The 23,610-nt window shown below is 63.1% G+C and carries 19 protein-coding genes; 11 read left to right on the top strand and 8 right to left on the bottom strand.

What is annotated here, in order from left to right:
• Nucleotides 1-29: 29 nt before the first annotated feature.
• The 4 genes from CHB88_RS18015 (at nucleotide 30) to CHB88_RS24715 (ending at nucleotide 3,742) form a co-directional block, all read left to right on the top strand.
• Entirely contained in the window at nucleotides 30-449 is a 420-nt protein-coding gene (locus CHB88_RS18015) for a secondary thiamine-phosphate synthase enzyme YjbQ (protein ID WP_089400733.1), read from the top strand.
• 427 nt (nucleotides 450-876) lie between these two features.
• Nucleotides 877-2,088, top strand: coding sequence for an alpha/beta hydrolase family protein (locus tag CHB88_RS18010; protein ID WP_089400732.1), 1,212 nt, complete (start codon nucleotides 877-879; stop codon nucleotides 2,086-2,088).
• 350 nt (nucleotides 2,089-2,438) lie between these two features.
• A complete protein-coding gene (locus tag CHB88_RS24720) occupies nucleotides 2,439-2,909 on the top strand; it encodes a hypothetical protein (RefSeq protein WP_143131355.1) in 471 nt (156 codons plus the stop codon).
• A gap of 356 nt (nucleotides 2,910-3,265) precedes the next feature.
• Nucleotides 3,266-3,742, top strand: coding sequence for a hypothetical protein (locus CHB88_RS24715; RefSeq protein WP_143131354.1), 477 nt, complete (start codon nucleotides 3,266-3,268; stop codon nucleotides 3,740-3,742).
• Between the two features lie 304 nt (nucleotides 3,743-4,046).
• On the opposite strand, the gene CHB88_RS18005 is transcribed toward CHB88_RS24715, so the two are convergent.
• The 8 genes from CHB88_RS18005 to CHB88_RS17970 all read right to left on the bottom strand — a co-directional run bounded on the left by CHB88_RS18005 (nucleotide 4,047) and on the right by CHB88_RS17970 (nucleotide 16,209).
• Complete coding sequence (locus CHB88_RS18005; protein WP_089400731.1) at nucleotides 4,047-6,017, bottom strand: methyl-accepting chemotaxis protein; 1,971 nt, start codon at nucleotides 6,015-6,017, stop codon at nucleotides 4,047-4,049.
• A 415-nt stretch (nucleotides 6,018-6,432) separates the two neighbouring features.
• Nucleotides 6,433-9,150, bottom strand: a complete 2,718-nt coding sequence (locus tag CHB88_RS18000) for a CHASE domain-containing protein (RefSeq protein ID WP_089400730.1) — start codon at nucleotides 9,148-9,150, stop codon at nucleotides 6,433-6,435.
• A 175-nt stretch (nucleotides 9,151-9,325) separates the two neighbouring features.
• Nucleotides 9,326-9,787: a MaoC family dehydratase gene (locus CHB88_RS17995; RefSeq protein ID WP_089400729.1), complete on the bottom strand. Its 462-nt coding sequence runs from the start codon at nucleotides 9,785-9,787 to the stop codon at nucleotides 9,326-9,328.
• The gene (locus CHB88_RS17990; RefSeq protein WP_089400728.1) at nucleotides 9,784-10,590 is read right to left on the bottom strand and encodes an enoyl-CoA hydratase/isomerase family protein; all 807 of its coding nucleotides are present in this window, start codon (nucleotides 10,588-10,590) and stop codon (nucleotides 9,784-9,786) included. The genes CHB88_RS17995 and CHB88_RS17990 overlap by 4 nt, the downstream gene beginning before the upstream one ends.
• A 101-nt stretch (nucleotides 10,591-10,691) precedes the next feature.
• The gene (gene boxA, locus CHB88_RS17985) at nucleotides 10,692-11,936 is read right to left on the bottom strand and encodes a benzoyl-CoA 2,3-epoxidase subunit BoxA (RefSeq protein WP_089400727.1); all 1,245 of its coding nucleotides are present in this window, start codon (nucleotides 11,934-11,936) and stop codon (nucleotides 10,692-10,694) included.
• An 81-nt stretch (nucleotides 11,937-12,017) separates the two neighbouring features.
• Nucleotides 12,018-13,451 (bottom strand): benzoyl-CoA 2,3-epoxidase subunit BoxB, encoded by a 1,434-nt coding sequence (gene boxB / locus CHB88_RS17980; RefSeq protein WP_089400726.1) that lies wholly within the window; start codon nucleotides 13,449-13,451, stop codon nucleotides 12,018-12,020.
• A gap of 65 nt (nucleotides 13,452-13,516) precedes the next feature.
• Nucleotides 13,517-15,175 carry a 2,3-epoxybenzoyl-CoA dihydrolase gene (gene boxC, locus CHB88_RS17975; protein ID WP_089400725.1) on the bottom strand — a complete coding sequence of 553 codons (1,659 nt, stop codon included), beginning with the start codon at nucleotides 15,173-15,175 and terminating at the stop codon, nucleotides 13,517-13,519.
• Between the two features lie 119 nt (nucleotides 15,176-15,294).
• Nucleotides 15,295-16,209 carry a helix-turn-helix transcriptional regulator gene (locus CHB88_RS17970; protein WP_089400724.1) on the bottom strand — a complete coding sequence of 305 codons (915 nt, stop codon included), beginning with the start codon at nucleotides 16,207-16,209 and terminating at the stop codon, nucleotides 15,295-15,297.
• Nucleotides 16,210-16,381: 172 nt separating this feature from the next.
• Between CHB88_RS17970 and CHB88_RS17965 the strand changes: the two genes are divergently transcribed.
• From CHB88_RS17965 to CHB88_RS17935, 7 genes are all read left to right on the top strand, one after another.
• Nucleotides 16,382-16,858, top strand: a complete 477-nt coding sequence (locus CHB88_RS17965; protein WP_089400723.1) for a DUF4863 family protein — start codon at nucleotides 16,382-16,384, stop codon at nucleotides 16,856-16,858.
• Between the two features lie 57 nt (nucleotides 16,859-16,915).
• A complete protein-coding gene (locus CHB88_RS17960) occupies nucleotides 16,916-18,487 on the top strand; it encodes a benzoate-CoA ligase family protein (RefSeq protein ID WP_089400722.1) in 1,572 nt (523 codons plus the stop codon).
• Entirely contained in the window at nucleotides 18,487-19,287 is an 801-nt protein-coding gene (locus tag CHB88_RS17955) for an alpha/beta fold hydrolase (protein WP_089400721.1), read from the top strand. The genes CHB88_RS17960 and CHB88_RS17955 overlap by 1 nt, the downstream gene beginning before the upstream one ends.
• Before the next feature lie 49 nt (nucleotides 19,288-19,336).
• A complete protein-coding gene (locus CHB88_RS17950) occupies nucleotides 19,337-20,506 on the top strand; it encodes an ABC transporter substrate-binding protein (RefSeq protein ID WP_089400720.1) in 1,170 nt (389 codons plus the stop codon).
• Between the two features lie 398 nt (nucleotides 20,507-20,904).
• Nucleotides 20,905-21,777, top strand: coding sequence for a branched-chain amino acid ABC transporter permease (locus tag CHB88_RS17945; RefSeq protein ID WP_089400719.1), 873 nt, complete (start codon nucleotides 20,905-20,907; stop codon nucleotides 21,775-21,777).
• Between the two features lie 2 nt (nucleotides 21,778-21,779).
• Nucleotides 21,780-22,814, top strand: a complete 1,035-nt coding sequence (locus CHB88_RS17940) for a branched-chain amino acid ABC transporter permease (RefSeq protein ID WP_089400718.1) — start codon at nucleotides 21,780-21,782, stop codon at nucleotides 22,812-22,814.
• Nucleotides 22,814-23,587 (top strand): ABC transporter ATP-binding protein, encoded by a 774-nt coding sequence (locus CHB88_RS17935; protein ID WP_425436124.1) that lies wholly within the window; start codon nucleotides 22,814-22,816, stop codon nucleotides 23,585-23,587. Before CHB88_RS17940 ends, CHB88_RS17935 begins: the two co-directional genes overlap by 1 nt.
• The last annotated feature ends 23 nt before the right edge of the window (nucleotides 23,588-23,610 follow it).

Below are 23,610 nucleotides of genomic sequence, written 5' to 3'. Positions count from 1 at the left end.
CCAAGCATGGCCATTGGAGGAGAACGACCATGCAAAGCTTCCGCAAGGAACTCTGGTTCAATGTCCCGGCGCGACGCGCCTTCATCAACATCACGCCGCAGGTGGAAGATGCGTTGGCGGAAAGCGGCATCCGCGAAGGGCTGGTGCTGGTGAACGCGATGCATATCTCGGCTTCGGTATTCATCAATGACGACGAGCCGGGCCTGCATCACGATTATGACGTGTGGCTGGAAAAGCTTGCCCCCCATGCACCGCTCAGCCAGTACCGCCACAACGATACCGGCGAGGACAATGCCGATGCGCACATGAAGCGCCAGGTCATGGGTCGCGAGGTGGTGGTTGCCGTCACCGAAGGGCGCCTGGACTTCGGTCCTTGGGAACAGATTTTCTATGGCGAGTTCGACGGCATGCGGCGCAAGCGGGTCCTGGTGAAGATCATCGGCGAATAACCGTTTCAGCAAAAGCTTTTACCGCGAACAGCGAACGTCTCTGTGCACGTGGTCAGGACAAACACGGTGTCGACGAACGAGTCATGCATGCCTTTACAGCTGCGTGCCAGTGCGCTTATACAAGGCCTGCCATCGTTTCCAAACCCGATGATCATGCATGGAGCAAGACATTGATTGGGTTTGGACATGATGCCTGGAATTCTACAAAAACAGATTTGTGATAAGCCGGAGATTCGGCTTGCCGAAGCTTTCCGTTAATGAGGCAGCATTGACTTATTCGGCCCATGGCCAGGCGTTCCTTTATGCGGAATCATGTCCCGACTTTGTTCCGGCATGTTAGGCTCGCTCGGTACGCTTGCCATTGGCCGGACGCACGGCACGCGCAAAACAGAAGAAGACCAACCAACAGTGAGATGGAGGAGTCGCGATGCTGAAGCTGCAGTGGAAGACGCTGTGCCTGCCCGTTCTGGCGGGATTGGTTATCACCACCGCCCACGCCCAGGTCAAGGAAAGGACCATTGAGGAAATCAAGGCGGAGTCGATCGCCCGCGCAGAACGCGGCGCCTATCCGCTCGGCGGACTCGACCCGTCCGACGTAAAGGAGGCGCTATCCCTGATCCAGAGCCGCGACCGCGACGAATGGGCACGAGGCTGGAGCACGGTCGCGGAGCGCTACATGGCGCAGGCGGCCAAGGCCGCGACGCCGCAAGAAGCCGCGAATGCCTACAAGCGCGCCTGGCGGCTCTACTATTTCGCGCAATGGCCGGTACCCTCTTCCGACGGCAAGAAGGTCGCCTATGCGAATGCGCTCGATGCCTACGCCAAGTATGCGCAAACCCTGGATCCGCCGCTGGAAGTCGTGAAGATTCCGTTCGAGGGCAAGGAGATCGTCGGCTACCTGCGCCTGCCCAAGAACGCCAAGGAACCGGTTCCCATGGCGTTGGCCATCAGCGGCCTGGACAGCCGCAAGGAGACCGTCGCGGAGACCTACGGCGAAATTCTGAAGCATGGCATCGGCTTCTTCGCCGTCGATGGACCGGGCACCGGCCAGGCGCCGCTCAAGGTCAGCCCGACCGCCGACCGCATGTTCAGCGCAGTGCTGGATTACCTGGAAAAGCGACAGGAAGTCGACAAGGCCCGCATCTTTACCCACGGCGTAAGCTTTGGCGGCTACTGGACGACCAAGCTTTCCATCGTCGAACAGAAGCGCCTGCTCGGCGCGGTCGTGCAGTCGCCGCCGGTCGACGTGTTCTTCACCGAGAAATTCCTGCGCGAAGGCACGCTCGGCAACCGCGAATACCTGTTCGACCTGGCGCCCGCCTTCGTCAACGTATTTGAAGGCGCGGAAAACATCGACGACCTCGCGCGCCTGCTGCCCAATATGTCGCTGGTCAAGCTGGGCCTGCTCGACAAGCCGAGCGCCCCGACGCTCATCGTCACCGGCGCGAAGGACACGCAAGTGCCGATGGCGGAAGTCGACCTGCTGCTGCGCAGCGGCACATCGCCCAAGGAGGCGTGGATCAACCCGGTCGGCGGACATCTCGGCCGGGAGCCGAAGGGATGGACCGATCCGGTGATTTATTCGAAGGTGATTTTGCCGTGGGAGTTGAGGTTGGTGGAGCAGTCTAGGGCGAAGTAGGTTGTACGTCTTGAAATAGTGCTGCCGCTAGTCCATACGATGTGGTGGCGGTACTGAAAATCTTAATACTCAAAAAAATATTTATGAGACAGAAAAGGCATCGTTTGCTTCAATGAGTAAAAGCTCTTGGGTCGGAAGAGGATTTTCGATCCTCATCCACAATGGCCCTCTAATTGGCCGCTCAGTGATTAAAAGGTTTGCGTGTAGATAGGAAACTATCGTCTGCGATTCTCAAAGCGAAGAAACCGTGATCAAGAAAAGGCCGTACTGGAATAGATTGTGCTTATTGATTAAAGAACGCCGCTTCGCAAGTATATTTTCATACAAGACAATTAATTTCGGAGCATTCCATGCCAATTACTTTTTGTCTGCCTCTTCAATTGCCATCACTGAATAGTAATGAAGTCACTCATCCATTAATTGGACTCAACAATGCTTCGGAGAGCTTGAAGAGTACTCCTTCACAATCAATTAATCCAGCATTGGCGGCATCAAGGTTGGGATGTTCCATACCCATGGGAACGTTGAAAATTAATGGCGAAGAATATGCCAAGTTCGTCACTAGAAGTGGAAAGGACGCATGTTTCATTTCGCTGTCCGATCCAAGGCATCAGTACCTCATCCGCTCCTACGAAGATTTTCAGAATCCATTTCGAGATACAGGTTTAACAGAGGGCCAATACGCTCCAATAGCGATCGCGGCCTCGTCATATGGATATCGTCATTTTGATCGATTTATGTTTCCCAATTCGAAGGGAACAACTCTTTACGGCGTTTTTAGAACAGCTAATGGCAAGGAGAAGGAAGTACTAATTGAGTAAATGCGCAGCCACTTTTCTTCTCTGGCAGACTTCCTTTTTGTCGAAGTCGGAATCACGCTTAGTTTGCAATGGCTAATTGGCGAGTTTGTCTCTGGCCCAGCATATCAAGTGATGTTTTGCAATGACACCACTTTCGTGGGGGTGGTTAAGACTAGGATTCGCAAATGTGCTACGCAGTTTTGACGCCCTTACCGAAATAGACCAGCTTCTTTGTAGAGGACTGGCGAATGAGCCCGATTATGCTTTCTGTTAGTGCTGAAATCTGTTTATTGGTACGGAAAGTGCTTGGTTCATTTGTGTCCACCGCTTGTATAGCGTGACGTTGAACACTGGAAAATTCAATTTCGGAGAACCTCATGACTCAAGTATCGTCCCAACAGCCCAACGGAAATTGCGTCAATACAAATAGAAATAACTACCCAACGGTCAATCTCAGCAACCAGCCGCCTACGTTGGCGAATGACGCTCCAGCTGATTTGCTTGTTGAATCATTGGCAGCATATCGGTTGGGGTGTACGCGCCCCAATGGCAAAATTAAGATTAATGGTGAAGAATATGCAAAGTTCGTAACGAAAAACGGGAAACACGCGTGTTTCATCTCACTTTCTAATAGTAAGCATCAATATCTAGTTCGGTCTTATGAAAATTTCCAAAACTCGTTTAAAGGCAAACCCGTGAGCGAAGAACAATATGCTCGCATTGCGCTTCTGGCGTCTTCGAATGGGTATAGACACTTCGAAAAAATTATTACTGCAACTATAGGTTCTGAACGACACAGCTACGGAATCTTCAAAACCAAAAGCGGGGAAGCGATGAAAATCCTCGTTGACTAAATTGGCCTAGTACACATTTTGAAAATTAAAACGTCTTTCAATTTGTCGAAAAACTGTAAACTCGGTTACAGACCCAACTTTGGCGTGCAACAGCTCATTAATGAGATTGTAGCTGGCTAATAAATCCTCAAGAAGTGTCTTGCACTTAAGACACTTCTTGAGCGATGAACTAAGCTTGGCTAGACGGCCACTGCGCTGAGCGGTTTCGTTGGCCCGCAACGAACCATCCTACAGCGTCATTCAATTCATGGAAGTTTGCCGGTTTAAGCTTTCAACTCCTTAAGCCCGGTCGGCGAAACTCCCGTCACCCCAGCTTGAACACATTCACCAAGCCGCGCAGCGCCGCGGCCTGTTCTTCCATCGCTCGGGCGGCGGACGCGGCCTGTTCCACCAGTGACGCATTCTGCTGCGTCGCCTGGTCGATCTGCGCGATGGCGTGATTGACTTGTTCGATGCCGGCGGTCTGTTCGCCGCTGGCGGAGGCGATGTCACCCATCAGGCTGGTGACGCGGCCGATGCGGGTGACGATTTCCTCCATCGTGGTGCCGGCATCGGCAACCAGTTGGGTGCCGGCATCGACCTTGTGCACCGAGTCGTCGATCAGTTCCTTGATCTCCTTGGCGGCGGAGGCGGAGCGCTGCGCCAGGCTGCGCACTTCGGAGGCCACCACTGCGAAACCCCTGCCCTGCTCCCCGGCACGCGCCGCTTCCACGGCCGCGTTCAGCGCCAGGATGTTGGTCTGGAAGGCGATGCCGTCGATCACGCCGATGATGTCCACGATCTTGCGGGAGGCTGCATTGATTGCCTCCATGGTATGCACCACTTCGGCGACGACCGCGCCGCCCTGCTGCGCCGACTCGGACGCGGATTGCGCCAGCTGGTTGGCCTGGCGGGCGTTGTCGGCGTTCTGCTTCACGGTGGAAGCCAGTTCTTCGGCTGACGAGGCGGTTTCCTCCAGGGTGCCGGCCTGCTGTTCGGTGCGGGCCGAGAGATCCTGGTTGCCCTGCGCGATTTCGGTGGAGGCGGCTGCGATCTGGTCGGTGCCCTCGCGCACCTGGTTCACCACCTGCGCCAGTCCGTGGCTGATGCCATTCATGGCCTTGAGGAGCGCGCCGATTTCATCCTGGCGGCTCGTTTCCAGGCGCACGGTGAGGTCGCCGGTGGCGAGTTTTTCCGCCGCGGCCTGGGCCCGGCCGAGCGGCTTGGTCACCATCGCATGGATGAGGGCGAACAGCGCGGCGGTGAGCGCCACCAGGACCAGTGCGGCCATCAGCGCATAGCGGTTGCGTGCCGCACGCGCTTCCTGCGTGAGTTCGTCTGCATGGGCGCTGCCCACGATGAGCCAGTTCCAGGCGGGATAGGTATCGAAGACGGCGATCTTTTGCCCCGCCTTGGCGCCGTCCTTGCCTTCGCCGGCGGCGAGGTAGCGGAGTTCGCCCTGCTTTTGCGACAGCATGTCCTTGATGATTTCACGCCCGGCTTCATCCTTCAGGTCGATGGCGTTCTTGCCTTCGCGAGAAGGATGCACCAGAAGATCGCCCTGGCTGGCTCCCGGCTTGGCATTGACGACATAGAAATGTCCGCTGTCGCCGATCTTCACCGACTTGATCTTCGCTTTCAGGGCATCCATGTCGGACGAGATGTCGCCGCCGACGTAGAGCGCGCCGACGACGCGATTCTCGGCATCCTTCACCGGGAAGTATTCGGCGATATAAGGCTTGCCGAACAAGCTGATGATGCCGCGGTAGAGATCGCCGGACAGCAGCTTGGCATAGGCAGGGCTGGCGTGGTCGAGAATGGTGCCGACGGCGCGCTCGCCGTTTTCCTTTTTCACCGAGGTGGAAATGCGGATGAACTCCTCGCCCTTCTTTACGAACACGGTGGCGGTGATGCCGGTGAGCGCGGTGTAGCGGTCCAGCAGTTCATAACGCAGGTTCAGCTCGTTGGCGCCGTTCTTCAGGATCGGCACTTCCTTGTCGCCGACCTTGACGCTGCGCTCGGCATCGAGCGAGAAACGCTCGGGGAAGGAGGCAGCGAAGATCCGCGAGAAGCGCTCCACGTCATGCATGGCGGAGCGATTGAACATGTCGACCATGTTGGCAATGCCGGCAGCTTGCTCCTTGAGGCTGGCGACGGCGTATTTTTCCAGCAGCGTTGAATAGGCGGCGGTGAGCAGCAGGATGAAGGACACGAAGACGGTGCCGACGACGAGGAAGGCGGACAGTGTGACCTTGTGCCCGAGGCGCAGGGTTCCGAGGCGGGTAGAGATGGACATGGCGTTGGCTGGTTGGTTGTCTCTGAGTGCTGGCGTGTTTGCGCTCTGCAGGCCGCTTGCTGATTGCCATCAAACCTTTGCCGTACCGCTTTTCCAGGCAGGTGTATGGCATGCCCGTTCATCTTGAACAGGCCTGCCATTCTTTATAGAAATATTGCGTTAAGTCAAATTTTCCATAATTTGGATGTTGCGTAAGCCCAATTATCGATACTAAAGCTATAAATTTACGTAATTCAATAAATAGAAACTATCAATCTTTACGCACTCTTGAAGAAACGCCAGCACGAGCGCGGTTCGCGGCAGATAAAACGAAGGAAAGCATTCATGAACCAAGTCGGCTCATCCCGCCGCAGCCGTCCAGACCGGCCTCATCCCGCTTTGATTGCGGCGCGCTTCGGCAGCCTTGCGGCTCCCTTCAGGACGTCCTGACCTGGTCCCGGCGTGGAATACGCGCCGGCCGCGCATCCAATACTTCCCGCACCTTCCTTGCCAGCTGTTCGCGCCGATAGGGCTTGCTCAACAGGTGCACGCCCGGATCGAGCCGGCCGGCGTGCACGATGGCGTTCTGCGTATAACCTGAGGTGAACAGCACGCCGGCCTCCGGCAGGAGCTTCCGCGCCTCGCTCACCATCTCCGTGCTGCGCACCGGCCCCGGCATCACGACGTCGGTGAAGATCAGGTCGACCCGGGTACCGGCCTGCAGCATGGCGAGCGCGCTAGCGCCGTCATGGGCTTGCAGCACCTGGTAGCCCAGTTCGCGCAGCGTGGCCACCACCGTGGCCTGCACATGGGGATCGTCCTCGACCACCAGGATGGATTCGCTGCCGCCGGCGATCGCATCGTCCGCGGGAGGGCGCGGCAGCGCCTCCTCGCGCTCGAAGGCGCGCGGCAGGTAGAGGCGCACCGTGGTGCCGTGGCCGACCTCGCTGTACAGGCGGATGTGACCGCCGCTCTGCTTGACGAAGCCGTACGCCATGCTCAGGCCGAGGCCGGTGCCCTGTCCTTCCGGCTTGGTGGTGAAGAAGGGTTCGAAGGCATGTTCCAGCACTTCGCGCGGCATGCCGCTGCCGGTATCGGAGACGGCCAGCATCACATACTGGCCGGGGCTGACATCGGGCAGGCTGCGCACGTAGTCATCATCGAGTTCGACATTGCCGGCCTCAATGGTGATGCAGCCTTGTCCTTCGGGCATGGCGTCGCGGGCATTGATGGCGAGGTTGAGGATCACGTTTTCGAGCTGGCTCGGGTCAACCATGGCGTTCCACACGCGGGCGCTCTGCACCGTCTCAACCGCGATCTCCGCACCGACGGCGCGCTGCAGCAGTTCGTCCATGTCGGCCAGCAGCCGGCGCAGGTTCACCGCCCGCGGCTGCAGAGGCTGGCGCCGGGCGAAGGCCAGCAGGCGGGAAGACAGGCTGGCGCCGCGCTCCACCGCCTCCATCATGCTGGCCAGGCGTTTCTCGCGATGCGCTTCGCCGACGCCGTGCATCAGCAGCTGGATGTTGCCGGAGATGATCTGCAGCACGTTGTTGAAGTCATGGGCGACGCCGCCGGTCAGCTTGCCCACCGCTTCCATGCGCTGCGCGCTCTGCAGGCGGGCGCGGGCTTCCTCCAGCGCCTGCTGCCGCTGCGCCTCCCGCCGTTCGGTTTCGCGCAGTTCGGACAGGTCGCGGATGAAGGCATTCGCCAGGTCGCCGCTTTCGCCGTGCAGCACCGCAATGCCCATTTCCACCGGCACCTGCCTGCCGGTGCGGTCCTGGGCGGTCAGTTCGATGCGGCGCTTGCTGACGGGCTCGGCGGCTTGCGCCGGCACGCCGGCGAATCCAGCCTGAAAAACCGTGCGCTGGTCGGCGGGGATGATCAAGTCGTCCAGGCGCCGGCCGATGGCCTCGGCGGCGCTCCAGCCGAAAGTGCGTTCCGCCTGCAGGTTCCAGTCGGTAACCTTGCCCTCGGCATCGACGGCGACGAAGGCATCATGGGAGTTTTCCAGGATCACGCGGATGCGCTGCTGTTCGGCGGCGATCCTCTCGTTCGAAGCGCGCAGCGCCTGCGTCATGCGCGTGGCCAGCGCCACCGCTCGGCCGCGGCCGCTCGACAAAGCCCATACCAGCGCCGACAGCAGCAGGCTGGTGACGAGGCCGCCGCCGCCGATGAGCCATGGCGTGTCGCTGCGCATGCGGGCTTCGAAGGCCGGCGTGGACCGCATGTCGAGCGTCCACGGACGGTCGGCGATGACGAGATGGCGAACGGCGCTCAGCACATGCGGTTGTGCCTGGGCACCGCAGCCATACAGGCAGCTTTCCTCCTGAACCACGTCGCCGTCGTAGAGGCTGATGGCCAGATCGCCCGAGCGCTCGCCGCCGAGGCCGGCGAGAAAATCGTTGATGCGAAACGGCGCATAGACCCAGCCCAGCAGCGCCTCGCGCCTTTGTTCCAGGCTGGCGGGCACGCCGCCGCCGCGATACAGCGGCAGGTACATCAACACGCCCGGCTGGCTGCTGTTGGGGTCTTCCTGCACCAGGATCACCTTGCCGGACAGGGCCGGGGCGCCGGAATCCCGTGCCTGCTCCATCGCCGTCCGGCGCACCGCTTCGCTGAACATGTCGAAGCCGAAGGCGCGCTGGTTCATGCGGTTGAAGGGCTCGATCCGGGTGATGGCGGTATAGCGCTCGCGCGGCATGATCGGCCACAGCCGGTAGCTTGGAAAGCCCTCGGCGCGGATGGCTTCGTTATGCGCTTCGAGCCCGCCAGGCGCCACCACTTCGGCGACGCCGATGGCCTGGATGCCGGGAAAGTGCCTGCCGAGGTCAAGGTTGTCGACATAGACATGGAACTGCTCGCGGCCGGCACGGGGCATGCTGTTCAGAAAGCCGCGCGCACCGCGCAGGATCTGTTCGTAGGTCCCCATGCGCTGGCCGATCTGGTTGCTGATCTCGCGAACCTGGGATTCGAATTCCAATGCCGTGGCCCGGTCGGCGGAAGCGCGGGCGTTGTACCACAGCCCGAAGGTTGCCAGCAGGCAGAACAGCAGGGTGGTGACGGCAAACAGCGGCGGCAGAAAGGCGCGCTGCGTTCGCGCCCCGGATTTCTCCGCTGGCGCAGGAGGGGAGGATGTGAAGTGAGATGGATGCATCGATGAAACGGCTTTGCTGGCCTGCCTGCCGCGCCGGAGCGGCCTTTACTTCGACCATGCACAGAACATGACGTCCCGGGGCGGTGTCGTTTCAGCCGCTAACCGGATAGGCAGCCGGGAGCCTACCAAGTTCCGGCCCCGGTCGCAGCGAACCATTTTCATTGATTGACGAAAATCAATCGTCGCCGGGCGCCCTATCCTGCCCATCCAGGTTGAACAGACTCACGGCTTCCAGGTCCAGCACCTGCTTCCCGTTCTGATTGCGCAGCACCCATTGCCAGCGGACGATGCCGAGCGCGGCCTTGGACTTCGATACCCGCGCTTCCTTCACTGTCACCTCCAGCATCAGCTGGTCGCCGGGCCGCACCGGATTGGGCCAGCGTACGTAGTTCAGGCCGGGCGAGCCGAAGGATTCGGAACCGGCCAGCACATGGTCGCACACCAGGCGCATTGCCATGCCGCAGGTCTGCCAGCCGCTGGCGATCAGGCCGCCCCATGGCCCGGCGCCGGCTTTCTCGGGATCGGTATGGAACCATTGCGGGTCGTACTTGCGGGCGAAGTCCACCACCTCCTGCGCATCGGTGGCGATGGGGCCGAGAGTGATGCGGCGGCCTTCGGTGAGTTCGGCGAATTTCATTGGCCCCCTCCGAAGTTCGGCGCCCGCTTTTCCTTCACCGCGGCGAGGCCTTCGCGCGCATCCGGCTGGCTGAAGTTGGCCATCTCCGACAGCAGCGACGCCTCGAAGGCCGGCCAGGCGGCGCGCAGCCAGTGGTTCAGGGCGCGCTTGGTGCCGGCCAGCGCATGGGCGCTGCCAGCAGCGAGGCGCCGGGCGATCGACAATGCCTCTTCCTGCAGAAGCTCCGGCGCCACTACCCGGCTCACCAGGCCGATTCGCTCGGCTTCCTCCCCGGTGATGGTCTCGCACAGCAGCAGGTAGTACTTGGTCTTGGCCATGCCGCACAGCAGCGGCCAGATGACGGCGGCATGGTCGCCGGCGGCCACGCCGAGCTTGGTGTGGCCGTCGATCAGCCTGGCATTGCTGGCGGCGATCGAGATGTCGGCCAGCAGGGCAGCCGCCAGGCCGGCGCCGACCGCCGCGCCGTTGATGGCGGAAACGATCGGCTTGTCGCAATCGATCATGCCCTGCACGATGTCGCGGCCCTCGCGCATGACGCGCATGCGGGCGGCGTCGGAATCCAGCATGTCCTCCACCATCTGCAGGTCGCCGCCGGCGCAGAAGGCGCGGCCCTCGCTGCGGATCAGGATCACCTTCACCTGCGGATGGGCGGCGAGCTGCGGCCAGATCGCCGCCAGGTCGCCATGGCCCCGGGCATCCGTCACCGGCGTGCCGCCGGCGGGCTGGAACACCACATGGGCGATGCCCTCGTCGTCGATCTCGACGCGGAAGTTGTTGCCGCTGACGGGCAAGGATGTCGGCATGGAAGCTCCTCTCTGCTTTTGTTGTGAGTTTTTGTTGTGAATGCCAGTGTAGGGAAATGAAAAGGGCCCTGCATGCAGGGCCCTTTGCCGATTGCGTTGCGTCAGTAGGTCTCGACGTGGAAGCGTCCTTGCTTCACCATCCGTCCATGCAGGTCCTTCCAGTCGATGCCGGCGGACTGGCAGACGTCGTGCAGCGCATCCATCACGCCGGCTTCCATGCCCTTCAGGCCGCAGATATAGACATAGGTGTCGCCGCGCAGCAGCTCCACCACCGCCTGGCCGGCCTGTCGCATCTTGTCCTGCACGTAGGCGCGCGGCTGCTCGGGCACCCGCGAAAAGGCGAGATGGGTATCGATCAGCGACGGCGGCAGCTTGCGCAGCGGGCCGAAGTACGGCAGCTCCTCGGGCTTGCGGGCGCCGAAGAACAGCATCAGCCTGCCTTCCTCCTTTTCGCCTTTCGCCGCCAGCCGGCGCCGATGCTCGGTCATGGCGCGCATCGGCGCGGCGCCGGTGCCGGTGCAGATCATCAGGATGTTGGCGCCCTTGTGGTTCGGCATCAGGTAGTTGCTGCCGAAGGGGCCGGTGACCTGCACCGTGTCGCCCTTCTTCAGGTCGCACAGGTAATTCGAGCAGACGCCCAGCGCCGGCTTGCCCTCATGGTCCTGCACAACCCGCTTCACCGTCAGCGAGAGGTTGTTGTATCCTTCGCGCTCGCCGGTGCGCGGACTGGCCACCGAGTACATGCGCAGGTAGTGCGGCTTGCCGTTCTCGTCCACGCCGGGCGGGATGATGCCGATCGACTGGCCTTCCAGCACGGGGAACACCTGGGTGCCGAAGTCGAGCACGAGGTGGCGGATGTCGCTCTCGGCATCGTCGGCAGTGAGGCGGAAATTACCGGCCACCGTCGCCGTCACCGGGCTCTTCAGGCCGTAGAGATTGACGTAGGGATGGGCCGCCGACCACGGCGGCATCGGCGACGATGCGGTGGTGGCGGCGTTTTCCTGCAGGGTCTCCGCCATTTCCATCGCCGGATCGTCGGCCGGCGCGCTCATCGACGCTTCGCTCGGCAAGTCCTGCTGCGCCGGCAGTTCGTCCCAGCTCAACTGTTCTTCCAGCGAGTAGGCGGCCTGCTTCGGCACCGTGCGCCAGTGGTCGATGGAGCCGGTGGGGCACGGCGAGATGCAGGCGCCGCAGGCGTTGCAGATGTCCGGATTGACGACGTAGTTGCGGCTGTCGTGCGTGATGGCGTCGATCGGGCAAGTCTCTTCGCAGGTGTTGCAGCGAATGCAGACTTCCGGATCGATCAGGTGCTGACGGATCAGTACGACGTGTTCGGGAGCGTTCATGTCGGCCAGAAATTGCGGAACCCGCTAGCCGCGGGTCCCTGGTTGATACGGTGTTACGGACTCGATCTTCGCTGGGCTGAATCAGCTGAAGCGCACGTACTCGAAGTCGATCGGCTGGCGGTTGATCCCCACCGGCGGCGGCGCGATCCAGTTGGCGAACTTGCCCGGCTCGATCACGCGGCCCATCAGCGAGGCGACGTAGGCGCGGTCTTCCTCCGACGGCAGCCAGTTGCGCACGTTGGCTTCCCATTCGGCGTCGCTGATGATGCGGCCTTCCGGCGAGACGCGGATGCCGGCGAAGCTGCCGATGTGGCGGTTGAAGGCCTTGTGCGGCGCCTGCAGGCGGAAGTTGATGCCGGCCTTTTCCATCACCCGGTTCCAGCGCGACACGCCGGCGATGGAATCGCGGATGTAGTCGTCGCGCAGCACTTCGTTGAGCGAGTTCAGCATCGGCACTTCCTTCTCCACCAGCGCGCCATCCTTCACTTCGAGGATGCGGTAGGTGTTGTTCTTCAGCAGATGGTCGTCGTCGCGCTTGGTCTCTTCATAGCGGCCCTTCAGGCCGGCGCTGTAGAAGGTGGCGGCATTGGACGACTGGTCGGCGCCGAACAGGTCGATGGTGACGCTGAAGTGGAAGTTCAGGTAGCGCTGAAGCGTCGGCAGGTCGATCACGCCGAGCTTGCGCACCCGCTCCACGTCGTTCGGATCCTCGATGCCGTTCTGCTTCATCACCTCGCAGGTGCGGGCCAGCACCCGCGCCACGCCGGACTCGCCGACGAACATGTGGTGCGCTTCCTCGGTCAGCATGAAGCGGCAGGTGCGCGACAGCGGATCGAAGCCGGACTCCGACAGCGCCGCCAGCTGGAACTTGCCGTCGCGGTCGGTGAAGTAGGTGAACATGTAGAAGGCGAGCCAGTCGGGCGTCTCTTCGTTGAAGGCTTCCAGGATGCGCGGATTGTCCTGGTCGCCGGAATTGCGCTGCAGCAGGGCTTCCGCTTCCTCGCGGCCGTCGCGGCCGAAATACTTGTGCAGCAGGTAGACCATGGCCCACAGGTGGCGTCCTTCTTCCACGTTCACCTGGAACAGGTTGCGCAGGTCGTACTGCGACGGCGCGGTCAGGCCGAGATGGCGCTGCTGCTCGACCGAGGCCGGCTCGGTGTCGCCCTGGGTGACGATGATGCGGCGCAGGTTGGCGCGGTGCTCGCCCGGCACATCCTGCCAGGCGGCCATGCCCTTGTTCTCGCCGAAGTTGACCTTGCGGCTTTCTTCCGGCTGGGCGAGGAAGATGCCCCAGCGGTAGTCCGGCATCTTGACGTGGCCGAAATGCGCCCAGCCATCCGGGGTGACATTGATCGCGGTGCGAAGGTAGACGTCGTGCGCCATGGCGCCTTCCGGGCCCATGTCCTGCCACCACTGCAGGTAGTTGGGCTGCCAGTGCTCCAGCGCGCGCTGCAGGGTCTTGTCCTCCGACAGGTTGACGTTGTTCGGAATCTTCTCGCTGTAATTGATGCTCACGGTCTTTTCCTTTGCAAAAGGGTTCGTCTGGCGAACGACTGCTGACTATGCTGAATGAATGTTCTTTAAACCCGGTTCATGTCGAACTGCGCCTTGTTGCCGGTGCCGTAGACTTTCAGCGCGCCCGCCTCGCCGACGGCGTTGGGGCGGATGAAGATCCAGTTCTGCCAGGCGGTGAGGCGGCCGAAGATGCGGGTTTCCATGGTTTCCTTGCCGTTGAAGCGCAGGTTGGCTTCCATGCCGGTAAGCGCGTCCGGCGACATCGAGGCGCGCTCTTCCAGCGCGATGCGGATCTCGTCGGCCCAGTCGATGTCGTCCGGGTTCATGGTGACGAGGCCCAGCTTCATCGCCTCGTCGGCATCGACCAGCTGGCCGGCGACGGCGCGCACGGCGGCGATCTCGGTGTCGTTGTCGTAGAAGCGGCGGGCAATGCGCGACTGGCCGGTGACCATCGGATAGGCGCCGAAATTGAGTTCCGACAGCGCGATCTTCGGCGCCTTCTCCGGCTCGTCCGGCAGGGCCAGCATGTAGATGCGGTCGGCGGCGAGCGCGATTTCGAACAGCGTGCCGGCGAAGCAGGAACCCTGGTCGATGATGGCGAACAGCGAGCGTGAAGATACGTCGAGGCGGGCGAAGGTGCGGCGGATGAAGCCGAGGGTTTCGCGCACCAGCCAGTGCTTCTGGTTGGCGGCCAGCACCTTGTCCGCCTCAAGCACCGCCTGAGGATCGCCTTCGGTCTTCAGGATCCAGGTGCCGAGCTCCAGCTCGTTGGTGCGCAGGTGCAGGATGGCATCGTCCAGTTCGCGCGCCATCTGCAGCGGCCACCAGGCGGCGCCGGCGGCTTCGATGCCGGCAATGTCGGCCGGCCGGGCGGCATTCGGCGCCTTCACCGTCAGGGTGACGTTGCGGGTGGCGCGGTCGATGTTGGCGCTGACGAATTCATAGGCGATGCCGTCGGCGCCGATTTCCTTCTTCAGCGGCGAGAGCTGCACGCCTTTCGCATTATCGGGGCGGTCCGACAATTGGGCCAGCGCCAGGGCGCGCTCCCGCACCTTGTCCTTGAACTGGGCCGGCTTGGCCACCTCGTCCACCAGCTTCCAGTCCTTGGCGCGCTGGCCGCGCACGCCTTCGGAGGTGGTGCAGAAGATGTCGGCGTGGTCGTGGCGCACATGGCGCTTGTCGGTCAGGCGGGTCAGGCCGCCGGTGCCGGGCAATACGCCGAGCAGCGGCACTTCCGGCAGGCTGACGGAGGAGGAGCGGTCGTCCACCAGGATGATCTCGTCGCAGGCCGCGGCCAGCTCGTAGCCGCCGCCGGCGCAGGCGCCGTTGACGGCGGCGATGAACTTCAGGCCGGAATGGCGGCTGGAATCTTCCAGGCCGTTGCGGGTTTCATTGGTGAACTTGCAGAAGTTGACCTTCCAGGCATGGGTCGACTTGCCCAGCATGAAGATGTTGGCGCCGGAGCAGAAGATCCGGTCGCGGCCGCTGGTGATGACGACCGACTTCACTTCCGGATGCTCGAAGCGGATGCGCTGCACCGCGTCGTGCAGTTCGATGTCCACGCCGAGGTCGTAGGAATTGAGCTTGAGCTTGTAGCCCTCGCGCAGGCCGCCGTCCTCGTTGACGTTCATGGTCAGGGTGGCGACCGGACCGTCGAAGCTCATGGTCCAGTGCTTGTAGCGCTCGGGGGATGTCTCGTAACTGACTTGTGCTGCGTCGCTCATCGCTCCTCCAGAATGGTGTGCCGAAAGGCCTATAGTCAGACGCACTATATTGCACAATATCTGAGGAGTCAAGCAATAAAGTGCAGCGCATGCACTTTATTTCATGCTCTTGCAGTGGGTTAATGCGGCGCGTACTGCAGTTCGGTGCCGAGCTCCTCCAGCAAGCCGAAGAAGGCGGCCTCCATGGTCATGTCGCTGGTGTCGAAAGTCATGTCGGCCTTGGCGTAGAACTGGGCGCGGCTCTCCAGGATCTGCTTCAAGTCCTGCATCGCCTCGCGGTTGTTCGACATCGGCCGGGTATCGCCCTGCGCCAGCACCCGTCCCATGTGGTCTTCCGGCGAGGCCTTCAGCCACACGGTATAGCAGTGCGACAGCAGCAGGCTGAAGGTGGCCGGGTCGGACACGATGCCGCCGGGCGTGGCGATCACCGCCCTCGGATAGCGCATCACCACGTCTTCCAGCGCCCGGTATTCATGGCGGCGGTAGGCGCTGGGTCCGTACAGCGCATGGATTTCCGCCACGCTGCAGCCGGCCAGGGATTCGATGTGGCGGCTCAGCTCGATGAAGGGCAGCCCCCAGTTGTCGGCCAGCATGCGGCCGAGCGTGGATTTGCCGGCGCCGCGCAGGCCGATCAGGGCCACCCGCTGGCGCCGCGCCAGCTCGCTCGCCGGCGCGCCGAACATGCCGGCCAGCGCGGCGCGCGCCTCTGCCAGGTCGGCCTCCGAGCGGCCGCGCAGGATCTCCCGGATCATCAACCATTCCGGCGACATGGCGGTCTCGTCGCCCACCATTTCCGCCAGGGTGCAGTTGAGCACCGAGGCCAGCTGGCGCAGGAACTGGATGGAGGGATTGCCGACGCCGGTTTCCACGTTGGCCACATGGCGTTCGGAAACATCCGCCAGCCGCGCCAGGTTCTTGCGCGTCATGCCGCGCCGCGAACGCAGCACCTTGATGCGCTCGCCGAGGGCGATCAGGAAGGGGTCCTTGCCGTCGTCGTTCTCGGCAGGCTGGGCACTAGTGGGAATGGAGATCATGAGGCCGGTGGTTGAAGAATGAGTCGTTCGGCGAGCCGCCCAAAGGAATGAAATATAGTTTCCTGCTTTGGATTGACATATGCAAGATAATACATTTAAACTCGGCCCGAAAGCACTATAGTTCGGAACTTGCCGGACACTCTAACAAGATTCCAATCGAGGAGGCAACCGCATGGATGTCACGGGGTTTCAGGAATTGATCGCCGAACTGACGGAAAAGATCAACGGCGAGCCGCTCGACGCCAATCTCGAGGCCCGGCTGAACGATGAATTCGGCCCGGGCTCGCCGCTCTACGAGGCCATCTTCAACGCCTGCATCAAGGGAACGGAGGAAGGCTGGATGTGCAACCGCGAGGCCGCCGGCATCCGCTACGGCCGGGTGCTGAAGGCGAGCGACGCCACCCATGGCTTCAGCGTGGACGTGGTGGACATGGACAACGTCATCGGCCCGCACCATGCCCATCCCAACGGCGAGATCGACATGATCATGCCCCTCACCAAGGATGCGGCCTTCGATTCCCGCCCCGCCGGCTGGTGCGTCTACGGTCCGGGAAGCGCGCATCACCCGACCGTGACCCAGGGCCGGGCGCTGGTGCTATATCTGCTGCCCCAAGGCGCCATCCAGTTCACCCCAGCCGGCGCGAACTGACCCTCTCACCCCGTACCGGCCGCGCGAGAGCCGGAAGCAGAACCGCAGGAGACAACCATGAGCCCACAGCCAGCAGCCGGCGCGCTGCCCGAACGCTTCAACTTCGCCCGCCACCTTCTCGACCTCAACGCCGGCCGCGCCGGCAAGACCGCCTTCATCGACGACCAGGGCAGCCTGACCTACGGCGAGCTGGCGCAGCGCGTGCGCCGCATCGCCGCCGGGCTGCTGGCGCAAGGCTTGCAGCCGGAGAACCGGGTGCTGATGGTGATGCAGGACACGGTGGATTTTCCGGTCGCCTTCCTTGGCGCCCTGTACGCCGGCGTGGTGCCGGTGCCGGTGAACACCTTGCTGCCCGCCGCCGACTATGCCTACATGCTGGAGCACAGCGGCGCCAAGGCGGTGCTGGTATCGATGCCGGTGCTGGCCTGCGTCAGCGAGGCGCTGGCGCAGTCTGAAGCGCAGCCGCTGGTGATCGTCTCCGGCGCCGGCGCCGATTCCCAGGCCGACACCCTCACCTTCGACAGCCTGCTGGAAAGCGAGCCGCTGGCCACCAGCGCCGATACCCATGGCGACGCCTTCGCCTTCTGGCTCTATTCGTCCGGCTCCACCGGCCGCCCCAAGGGCACGGTGCACACCCACGCCAACCTCTACTGGACCGCCGAGCTCTACGGCAAGCCCATCCTCGGCATCCGCGAGGACGACATCGCGTTTTCCGCCGCCAAGCTGTTCTTCGCCTATGGCCTCGGCAACGGCCTGACCTTCCCGCTGTCGGTGGGCGCCACCGTGGTGCTGATGGCGGAGCGGCCGACGCCGCCGGCGGTGTTCGCCCGCCTGACGCGGCACCAGCCCACGGTGTTCTACGGCGTGCCGACCCTGTACGTGGCCATGCTGGCCTCGCCCGAGCTGCCGCCGCGCGACCAGGTGGCGCTGCGCGTCTGCGCCTCCGCCGGCGAAGCCCTGCCGCGCGAGGTGGGCGAGCGTTTCACCGCCCATTTCGGCTGCCACATCCTGGACGGCCTCGGCTCCACCGAGATGCTGCACATCTTCCTCTCCAACCGCCTGGGCGAAGTGCGCTACGGCAGCACCGGCCGGCCGGTACCGGGCTACGAGATCGAGCTGCGCGACGATGGCGGCCGGCCGGTCGGCGCCGGCGAGATCGGCGACCTCTACATCAAGGGGCCGAGCGCCGCCTGGCTGTACTGGAACAACCGCGAGAAGACCCGCGCCACCTTCCAGGGCGACTGGCTCAAGAGCGGCGACAAGTACGTGATGGACGCCGACGGCTACTACACCTACGCCGGCCGCAGCGACGACATGATCAAGGTCAGCGGCCAGTATGTGTCACCGATCGAGGTGGAGTCGGCCCTGATCGAGCATCCGCAGGTGCTGGAATGCGCCGTCGTCGGCCGCGCCGACCAGACCGGCCTGATCAAGACCATCGCCTACGTGGTGCTGAAGGAAAGCCGCGTCGATGCCGACGCCCTGCAGGGCGAGCTGAAGGCCTTCGTCAAGGGCCGGCTCACGCCGCACAAGTATCCGCGCGACATCGTGTTCGTCGATGAACTGCCGAAGACCGCCACCGGCAAGATCCAGCGCTTCAAGCTGCGCGCCCTGGAGACGCAATTCTGATGGCGGGCGAGGAAACCGTCCGCTTCGTCGAGATCGACTGGCGCGGCCGGCCGATCCGGCTCGAATACCAGTGGGTAGGCGAGCGCGAATCCCGCTTCCCGACGGTGGTGTTCCTGCACGAGGGGCTCGGCTCGGTTTCCATGTGGAAGGATTTTCCGGAGCGCTTCTGCCGCGAGCACGGCTTCGCCGGCCTCGTCTTCTCTCGCTACGGCTACGGACGATCGACCCCGCGGCCGGCGGAGGAGCGATGGCCGGTCGGCTTCATGCACGCGCAGGCGCGCGAGGTCTTGCCGGCTTTCTTCGAGGCCATGGGCGTGCAGCGGCCCTGGCTGTTCGGCCACAGCGACGGCGCGTCCATCGCGCTGCTGCACGCCGCCGCCTTTCCGCAATCGGTCAGCGGCGTGGTGGCGGTGGCGCCGCACATCTTGGTCGAGCAGCTGACCGTCGACAGCATCGCGCAGGCGCGCGAGGCCTTTCTCGCCACGGATTTGCGAGCGAAGCTGGGCCGCTACCACGCCGACGCGGATTCCGCCTTCTGGGGCTGGAACCAAATCTGGCTCGATCCGGCGTTCCGGGAGTGGAATATCGAGGGCGAACTGGATAAGATAGCTTGCCCGGTGCTTGCGGTGCAGGGCGAGGAGGACGAATACGGCACGCTGGAGCAGATACGCGGCATCAAGCGAAGGTTGCCGCGCGCCGAACTGCTGGTCCTGCCGCGCTGCGGGCATTCGCCGCATCGCGACCAGCCGCAGGCGCTGATAGAAAAAGCAGGTGGCTTCATGCAGCAGCCGGCCCGGTAGATCCGCTGGCGCCGGCCGAATGAAACAACAACCCTTGAAGGAGACAAGAATGACATCCACGTTCAAACTCGGCTGGGCCGGCCTCGCCGTCGCGGCGATGTGCCTGGCGGGCAATGCCTCGGCGCAGAATGCCCCGATCAAGGTCGGCTTCATGCTGCCCTACACCGGCACCTACGCCAACCTCGGCAACATGATCGAGAACGGCTTCAAGCTGTACGTGGCCGAGCAGGGCGGCAAGCTCGGCGGACGCGAGATCCAGTACTTCAAGGTGGACGACGAATCGGAGCCGTCCAAGGCCACCGACAACATCAACAAGCTGATCAAGCGCGACCAGGTCGACGTGGTGGTCGGCACGGTGCACTCGGGCGTGGCGCTGGCCATGGCGAAGGCGGCCAAGGACAGCAATACCCTGCTCGTGATTCCGAATGCCGGCGCCGACGCCATCACCGGCCCGATGTGCGGCAAGACCATCTTCCGCACCTCCTTCTCCAATTCCCAGCCAGGCGTGGCCATGGGCAAGGTGGCCGCCGAGAAAGGCCACAAGAAGGCGATGACCATCACCTGGAACTACGCCGCCGGCACCGAATCGGTGAAGGGCTTCACCGAAGGCTTCGAGAAAGGCGGCGGCAAGGTCACCCAGAACCTCACCCTGCCCTTCCCCAACGTCGAGTTCCAGGCGCTGCTGACGGAGATCGCGGCACAGAAGCCGGATGCGGTCTACGCCTTCTTCGCCGGCGGCGGCGCCGTGAAGTTCGTGAAGGATTACGTGGCGGCCGGCCTCAACAAGACCATTCCGCTGTACGGCCCCGGCTTCCTCACCGACGGCACGCTGGAGGCGCAGGGCGATTCCGCCCAAGGCCTGCTGACCACCCTGCACTATGCCGACAACCTCGACATCGCCCGCGACAAGCAGTTCCGCCTGGCCTTCGCCAAGGCCTACAAGACCAATGCCGACGTCTATGCGGTGCAGGGCTATGACAGCGCCCAGCTGCTGGCGGCCGGCCTGCAGGCGGCGGGCGGCGACATCAAGAACCGCGACAAGCTGATCCCGGCGATGGAGAAAGCCACCATCGACAGCCCGCGCGGCAAGTTCACCCTGTCTGCGGCGCACAACCCGGTGCAGGACTTCTACCTGCGCCAGGTGAACGGCAAGCTCAATGAGTACAAGGGCGTGGCGGTGAAGGCGCTGGCGGATCCGGGGCGCGGGTGCAAGATGTGAGTAGGAATGGGTCATAAGTGATTTTTTGATTCTTTCAATCCTTCTCCTCTCAACGCTGGGACTCCCTCCCCCTCAGGGGGAGGGTTGGAGTGAGGGTGGGTTTCTTCCGCACCTAAAGAACATCCTTTGATCACACTGGAACCCCATCCCACCCCACGTCAGCGCGGAAACGCGCTGACGGCTTCGCAGGCGGACAGCATGCTGTCCGAATTCCCTGCTACGCCCCTAACCCTCCCCTTGAAGGGGAGGGGACTAATTAGTCAGGCTTTGAGCCTCACCCACGGTTGCGCTTGCAGGCGCAACCGGCTTCGCAGGCGCGGAGCGGTGCTCCGCGAAATCCCTGCTACGCCCCTATCCTCCTCCAGAAGGTGGGGATTAAGCAGCCAACATTAGCCACCATGGAACTCTCCACCTTCCTCGTCCAGTGCCTCAACGCCATCCAGTACGGCCTGCTGCTGTTCCTGGTCGCCTCCGGCCTGACCCTGATCTTCGGCATCATGGGCGTGATCAACCTCGCCCATGGCAGCTTCTACATGATCGGCGCCTACCTCGCCTTCATGCTGGCGCCCTACTTCGGCGACTACTTCCTGGTGCAGATAGCGGCCGGCGTGGTGATCGCCGCCATCCTCGGCTTCCTGCTCGAATGGGTGTTCTTCAGCTTCCTCTACCAGCGCGACCACCTGCAGCAGGTGCTGATGACCTACTCCCTCATCCTGGTGTTCGAGGAGATACGCAGCATCCTGGTCGGCAACGACGTCCACGGCGTCAAGGTGCCGGACTGGCTGGCCGGCGGCTTTTCGCTCGGCGGCATCATGACCTACCCGGTGTACCGGCTGTTCGCCTCCGCCGCCTGCCTAGTGGTGGCGCTGGGCCTGTATTACGTCGTCAACCGCACCCGCCTGGGCATGATGGTGCGCGCCGGCGCCAGCAACCGCGACATGGTGCGCGGCCTGGGCATCAACATCCGCCTGCTGTACCGCTCGGTGTTCGCCGCCGGCGTGGTATTGGCAGCCTTCGCCGGCATGATCGCCGCGCCGATGTCTTCGGTGTATCCGGGCATGGGCGGCCACATCCTCATCATCTGCTTCGTGGTGGTGGTGATCGGCGGCATCGGCTCGATTTCCGGCGCGCTGATCGCCTCGCTGCTGGTGGGCTTCGTCGACACCTTCGGCAAGGTGTTCTTCGCGCAGATGAGCGGCATCGGCATCTACCTGCTGATGGCCGTCATCCTGATCTGGCGTCCGGAAGGACTGGTAAGGAAGGGGTACTGACCATGGCGATTTCCTCTACGAGCGGCGTGGTCGTGGCGCGACCGCCGGTGAGCCGCGTCGACTGGCTGGCGCCGGTGATTGCCGCCATCATCCTGGCCGCCCTGCCCTTCTTCCTGTCCGGCTACATGCAGGACCTGTCGATGAAGATCATGGCCTACGGCATCCTGGCGCTGAGCCTGGAGCTGCTGGTCGGCACCACCGGCCTGGTCAGCCTCGGCCATGCCGCCTTCTTCGGCATCGCCGCCTATGCCACCGTGATGCTGTCGGCGCCGCTCACCTCAACGCCTTCCATCGGCTGGCTGCTGCCGGCTTCCATGGCCTGCGCCGGGCTGTATGCGCTGGTGGTGGGCGCGCTCAGCCTGCGCACCAAGGGCGTGTATTTCATCATGGTGACGCTGGCCTTCGCCCAGATGGCCTACTTTGTCTTCCACGACACCAATTTCGGCGGCGGCAGCGACGGCATCTACCTCAACGCCAAGCCGGAACTGGCGCTGTTCGGCGCCACGCTGATCGACCTCAACGACCGCATGCACCTGTACTACTTCACGCTCGGCAGCCTGGTCGCCACCTACGCGCTGCTGGCGCTGATCCTGCGCTCGCGCTTCGGCCGTGCGCTGTCAGGCATCCGCGTCAACGAACAGCGCATGCTGGCCACCGGCTTCTCCACCTACGGCTACAAGCTGGCCGCCTTCGTCATCGCCGGCACGCTGGCCGGGCTGGCGGGGTTCGTGGTGGTGGCCAAGGATGGCGTGGTCAATCCGGAGTTCCTGTCCTGGCACGAGTCCGGCGCCATCCTGCTGATGATCATCCTCGGCGGGCTCGGCAGCCTGCGCGGCTCGGTGATCGGCGCCGTTGCCTTCGTGCTGCTGAAGGAGTTCTTCTCGTCCGAAGCCATCCTCGGCCGCCTGGCCGACCACTGGCAGCTGACCCTCGGCCTGACCATGATCCTGTTCGTCGCCCTGCTGCCGGACGGCCTGATCGGCCTCGGCCGCTACCTCACCGGCCGCGGCAGGCGCCGCGAAGGAAAGACGCACTGATGACATCGATGAGCAACGCATCCCGACCCCTGCTGCAGGCGCTGCAGCTGACCCGCCAGTGGGGCGGCCTGAAGGCGGTGAACAATGTCTCGCTCGACCTGCACGTCGGCGAAGTGCATGCCGTCATCGGCACCAACGGCGCCGGCAAGTCCACCCTGATCAACATGCTGTCGGGTGAAGTCCCGCCCTCGGCCGGTGAAGTGCGGCTGGACGGCCAGGACATCAGCCGCTGGCCGCAGCCGAAGCGCGCGCAGGCAGGCATCGGCCGCAGCTACCAGCGCACCACCATCTACCCCAGCTTCACCGTGCTGGAGAACTGCCGCCTCGCGGCCCAGGCATCGAAGCAGCGGCCCTGGGCGATCTGGGAGCGCGCCGCCCTGTGCAGCCACAGCGTCGGCATCGCCCAGGAAGCGCTGGAAGCGGCCGGACTCGCCAATTCGGCCCACCTCACCGCCGGCAGCATGAGCCATGGCCAGAAGCGGCAGCTGGAGATCGCGATGTGCCTCGCCACCCGCCCGCGCGTGCTGCTGCTGGACGAGCCGCTGGCCGGCATGGGCGCGGAGGAAACCGACCGCATGCTGGCGCTGCTGCATAGGCTCAAGGCCAGCCACGCCATCCTGCTGGTGGAGCACGACATGGACGCGGTGTTCCGCGTGGCCGACCGCATCACCGTGATGGTCAACGGCCAGGTGATCGCCAGCGACGCGCCGGAAGCCATACGCACCAATCCGGAAGTGCAGGTCGCCTATCTCGGCGAAGCCAACGCCCATTAACGACCAAGAACGATAGAACCACA

Origin of the sequence: Noviherbaspirillum humi, from assembly GCF_900188095.1 — a bacterium.
GTDB lineage: Bacteria > Pseudomonadota > Gammaproteobacteria > Burkholderiales > Burkholderiaceae_D > Noviherbaspirillum > Noviherbaspirillum humi.
This window is presented reverse-complemented; position numbering and strand designations above follow the sequence as displayed.

Bases quoted from the DNA above. Each gene is read 5' to 3' on its own strand.
- CHB88_RS17990 (WP_089400728.1), bottom strand. From the start codon at position 10,590: ATGCCGACATCCTTGCCCGTCAGCGGCAACAACTTCCGCGTCGAGATC.
- CHB88_RS18010 (WP_089400732.1), top strand. From the start codon at position 877: ATGCTGAAGCTGCAGTGGAAGACGCTGTGCCTGCCCGTTCTGGCGGGA.
- CHB88_RS17970 (WP_089400724.1), bottom strand. From the start codon at position 16,209: ATGATCTCCATTCCCACTAGTGCCCAGCCTGCCGAGAACGACGACGGC.
- CHB88_RS17965 (WP_089400723.1), top strand. From the start codon at position 16,382: ATGGATGTCACGGGGTTTCAGGAATTGATCGCCGAACTGACGGAAAAG.
- CHB88_RS17955 (WP_089400721.1), top strand. From the start codon at position 18,487: ATGGCGGGCGAGGAAACCGTCCGCTTCGTCGAGATCGACTGGCGCGGC.
- CHB88_RS24715 (WP_143131354.1), top strand. From the start codon at position 3,266: ATGACTCAAGTATCGTCCCAACAGCCCAACGGAAATTGCGTCAATACA.
- CHB88_RS17940 (WP_089400718.1), top strand. From the start codon at position 21,780: ATGGCGATTTCCTCTACGAGCGGCGTGGTCGTGGCGCGACCGCCGGTG.
- CHB88_RS17960 (WP_089400722.1), top strand. From the start codon at position 16,916: ATGAGCCCACAGCCAGCAGCCGGCGCGCTGCCCGAACGCTTCAACTTC.
- boxC (WP_089400725.1), bottom strand. From the start codon at position 15,175: ATGAGCGACGCAGCACAAGTCAGTTACGAGACATCCCCCGAGCGCTAC.
- CHB88_RS17935 (WP_425436124.1), top strand. From the start codon at position 22,814: ATGACATCGATGAGCAACGCATCCCGACCCCTGCTGCAGGCGCTGCAG.
- CHB88_RS17950 (WP_089400720.1), top strand. From the start codon at position 19,337: ATGACATCCACGTTCAAACTCGGCTGGGCCGGCCTCGCCGTCGCGGCG.
- boxA (WP_089400727.1), bottom strand. From the start codon at position 11,936: ATGAACGCTCCCGAACACGTCGTACTGATCCGTCAGCACCTGATCGAT.
- CHB88_RS18000 (WP_089400730.1), bottom strand. From the start codon at position 9,150: ATGCATCCATCTCACTTCACATCCTCCCCTCCTGCGCCAGCGGAGAAA.
- CHB88_RS24720 (WP_143131355.1), top strand. From the start codon at position 2,439: ATGCCAATTACTTTTTGTCTGCCTCTTCAATTGCCATCACTGAATAGT.
- CHB88_RS17995 (WP_089400729.1), bottom strand. From the start codon at position 9,787: ATGAAATTCGCCGAACTCACCGAAGGCCGCCGCATCACTCTCGGCCCC.
- CHB88_RS18005 (WP_089400731.1), bottom strand. From the start codon at position 6,017: ATGTCCATCTCTACCCGCCTCGGAACCCTGCGCCTCGGGCACAAGGTC.
- CHB88_RS18015 (WP_089400733.1), top strand. From the start codon at position 30: ATGCAAAGCTTCCGCAAGGAACTCTGGTTCAATGTCCCGGCGCGACGC.
- CHB88_RS17945 (WP_089400719.1), top strand. From the start codon at position 20,905: ATGGAACTCTCCACCTTCCTCGTCCAGTGCCTCAACGCCATCCAGTAC.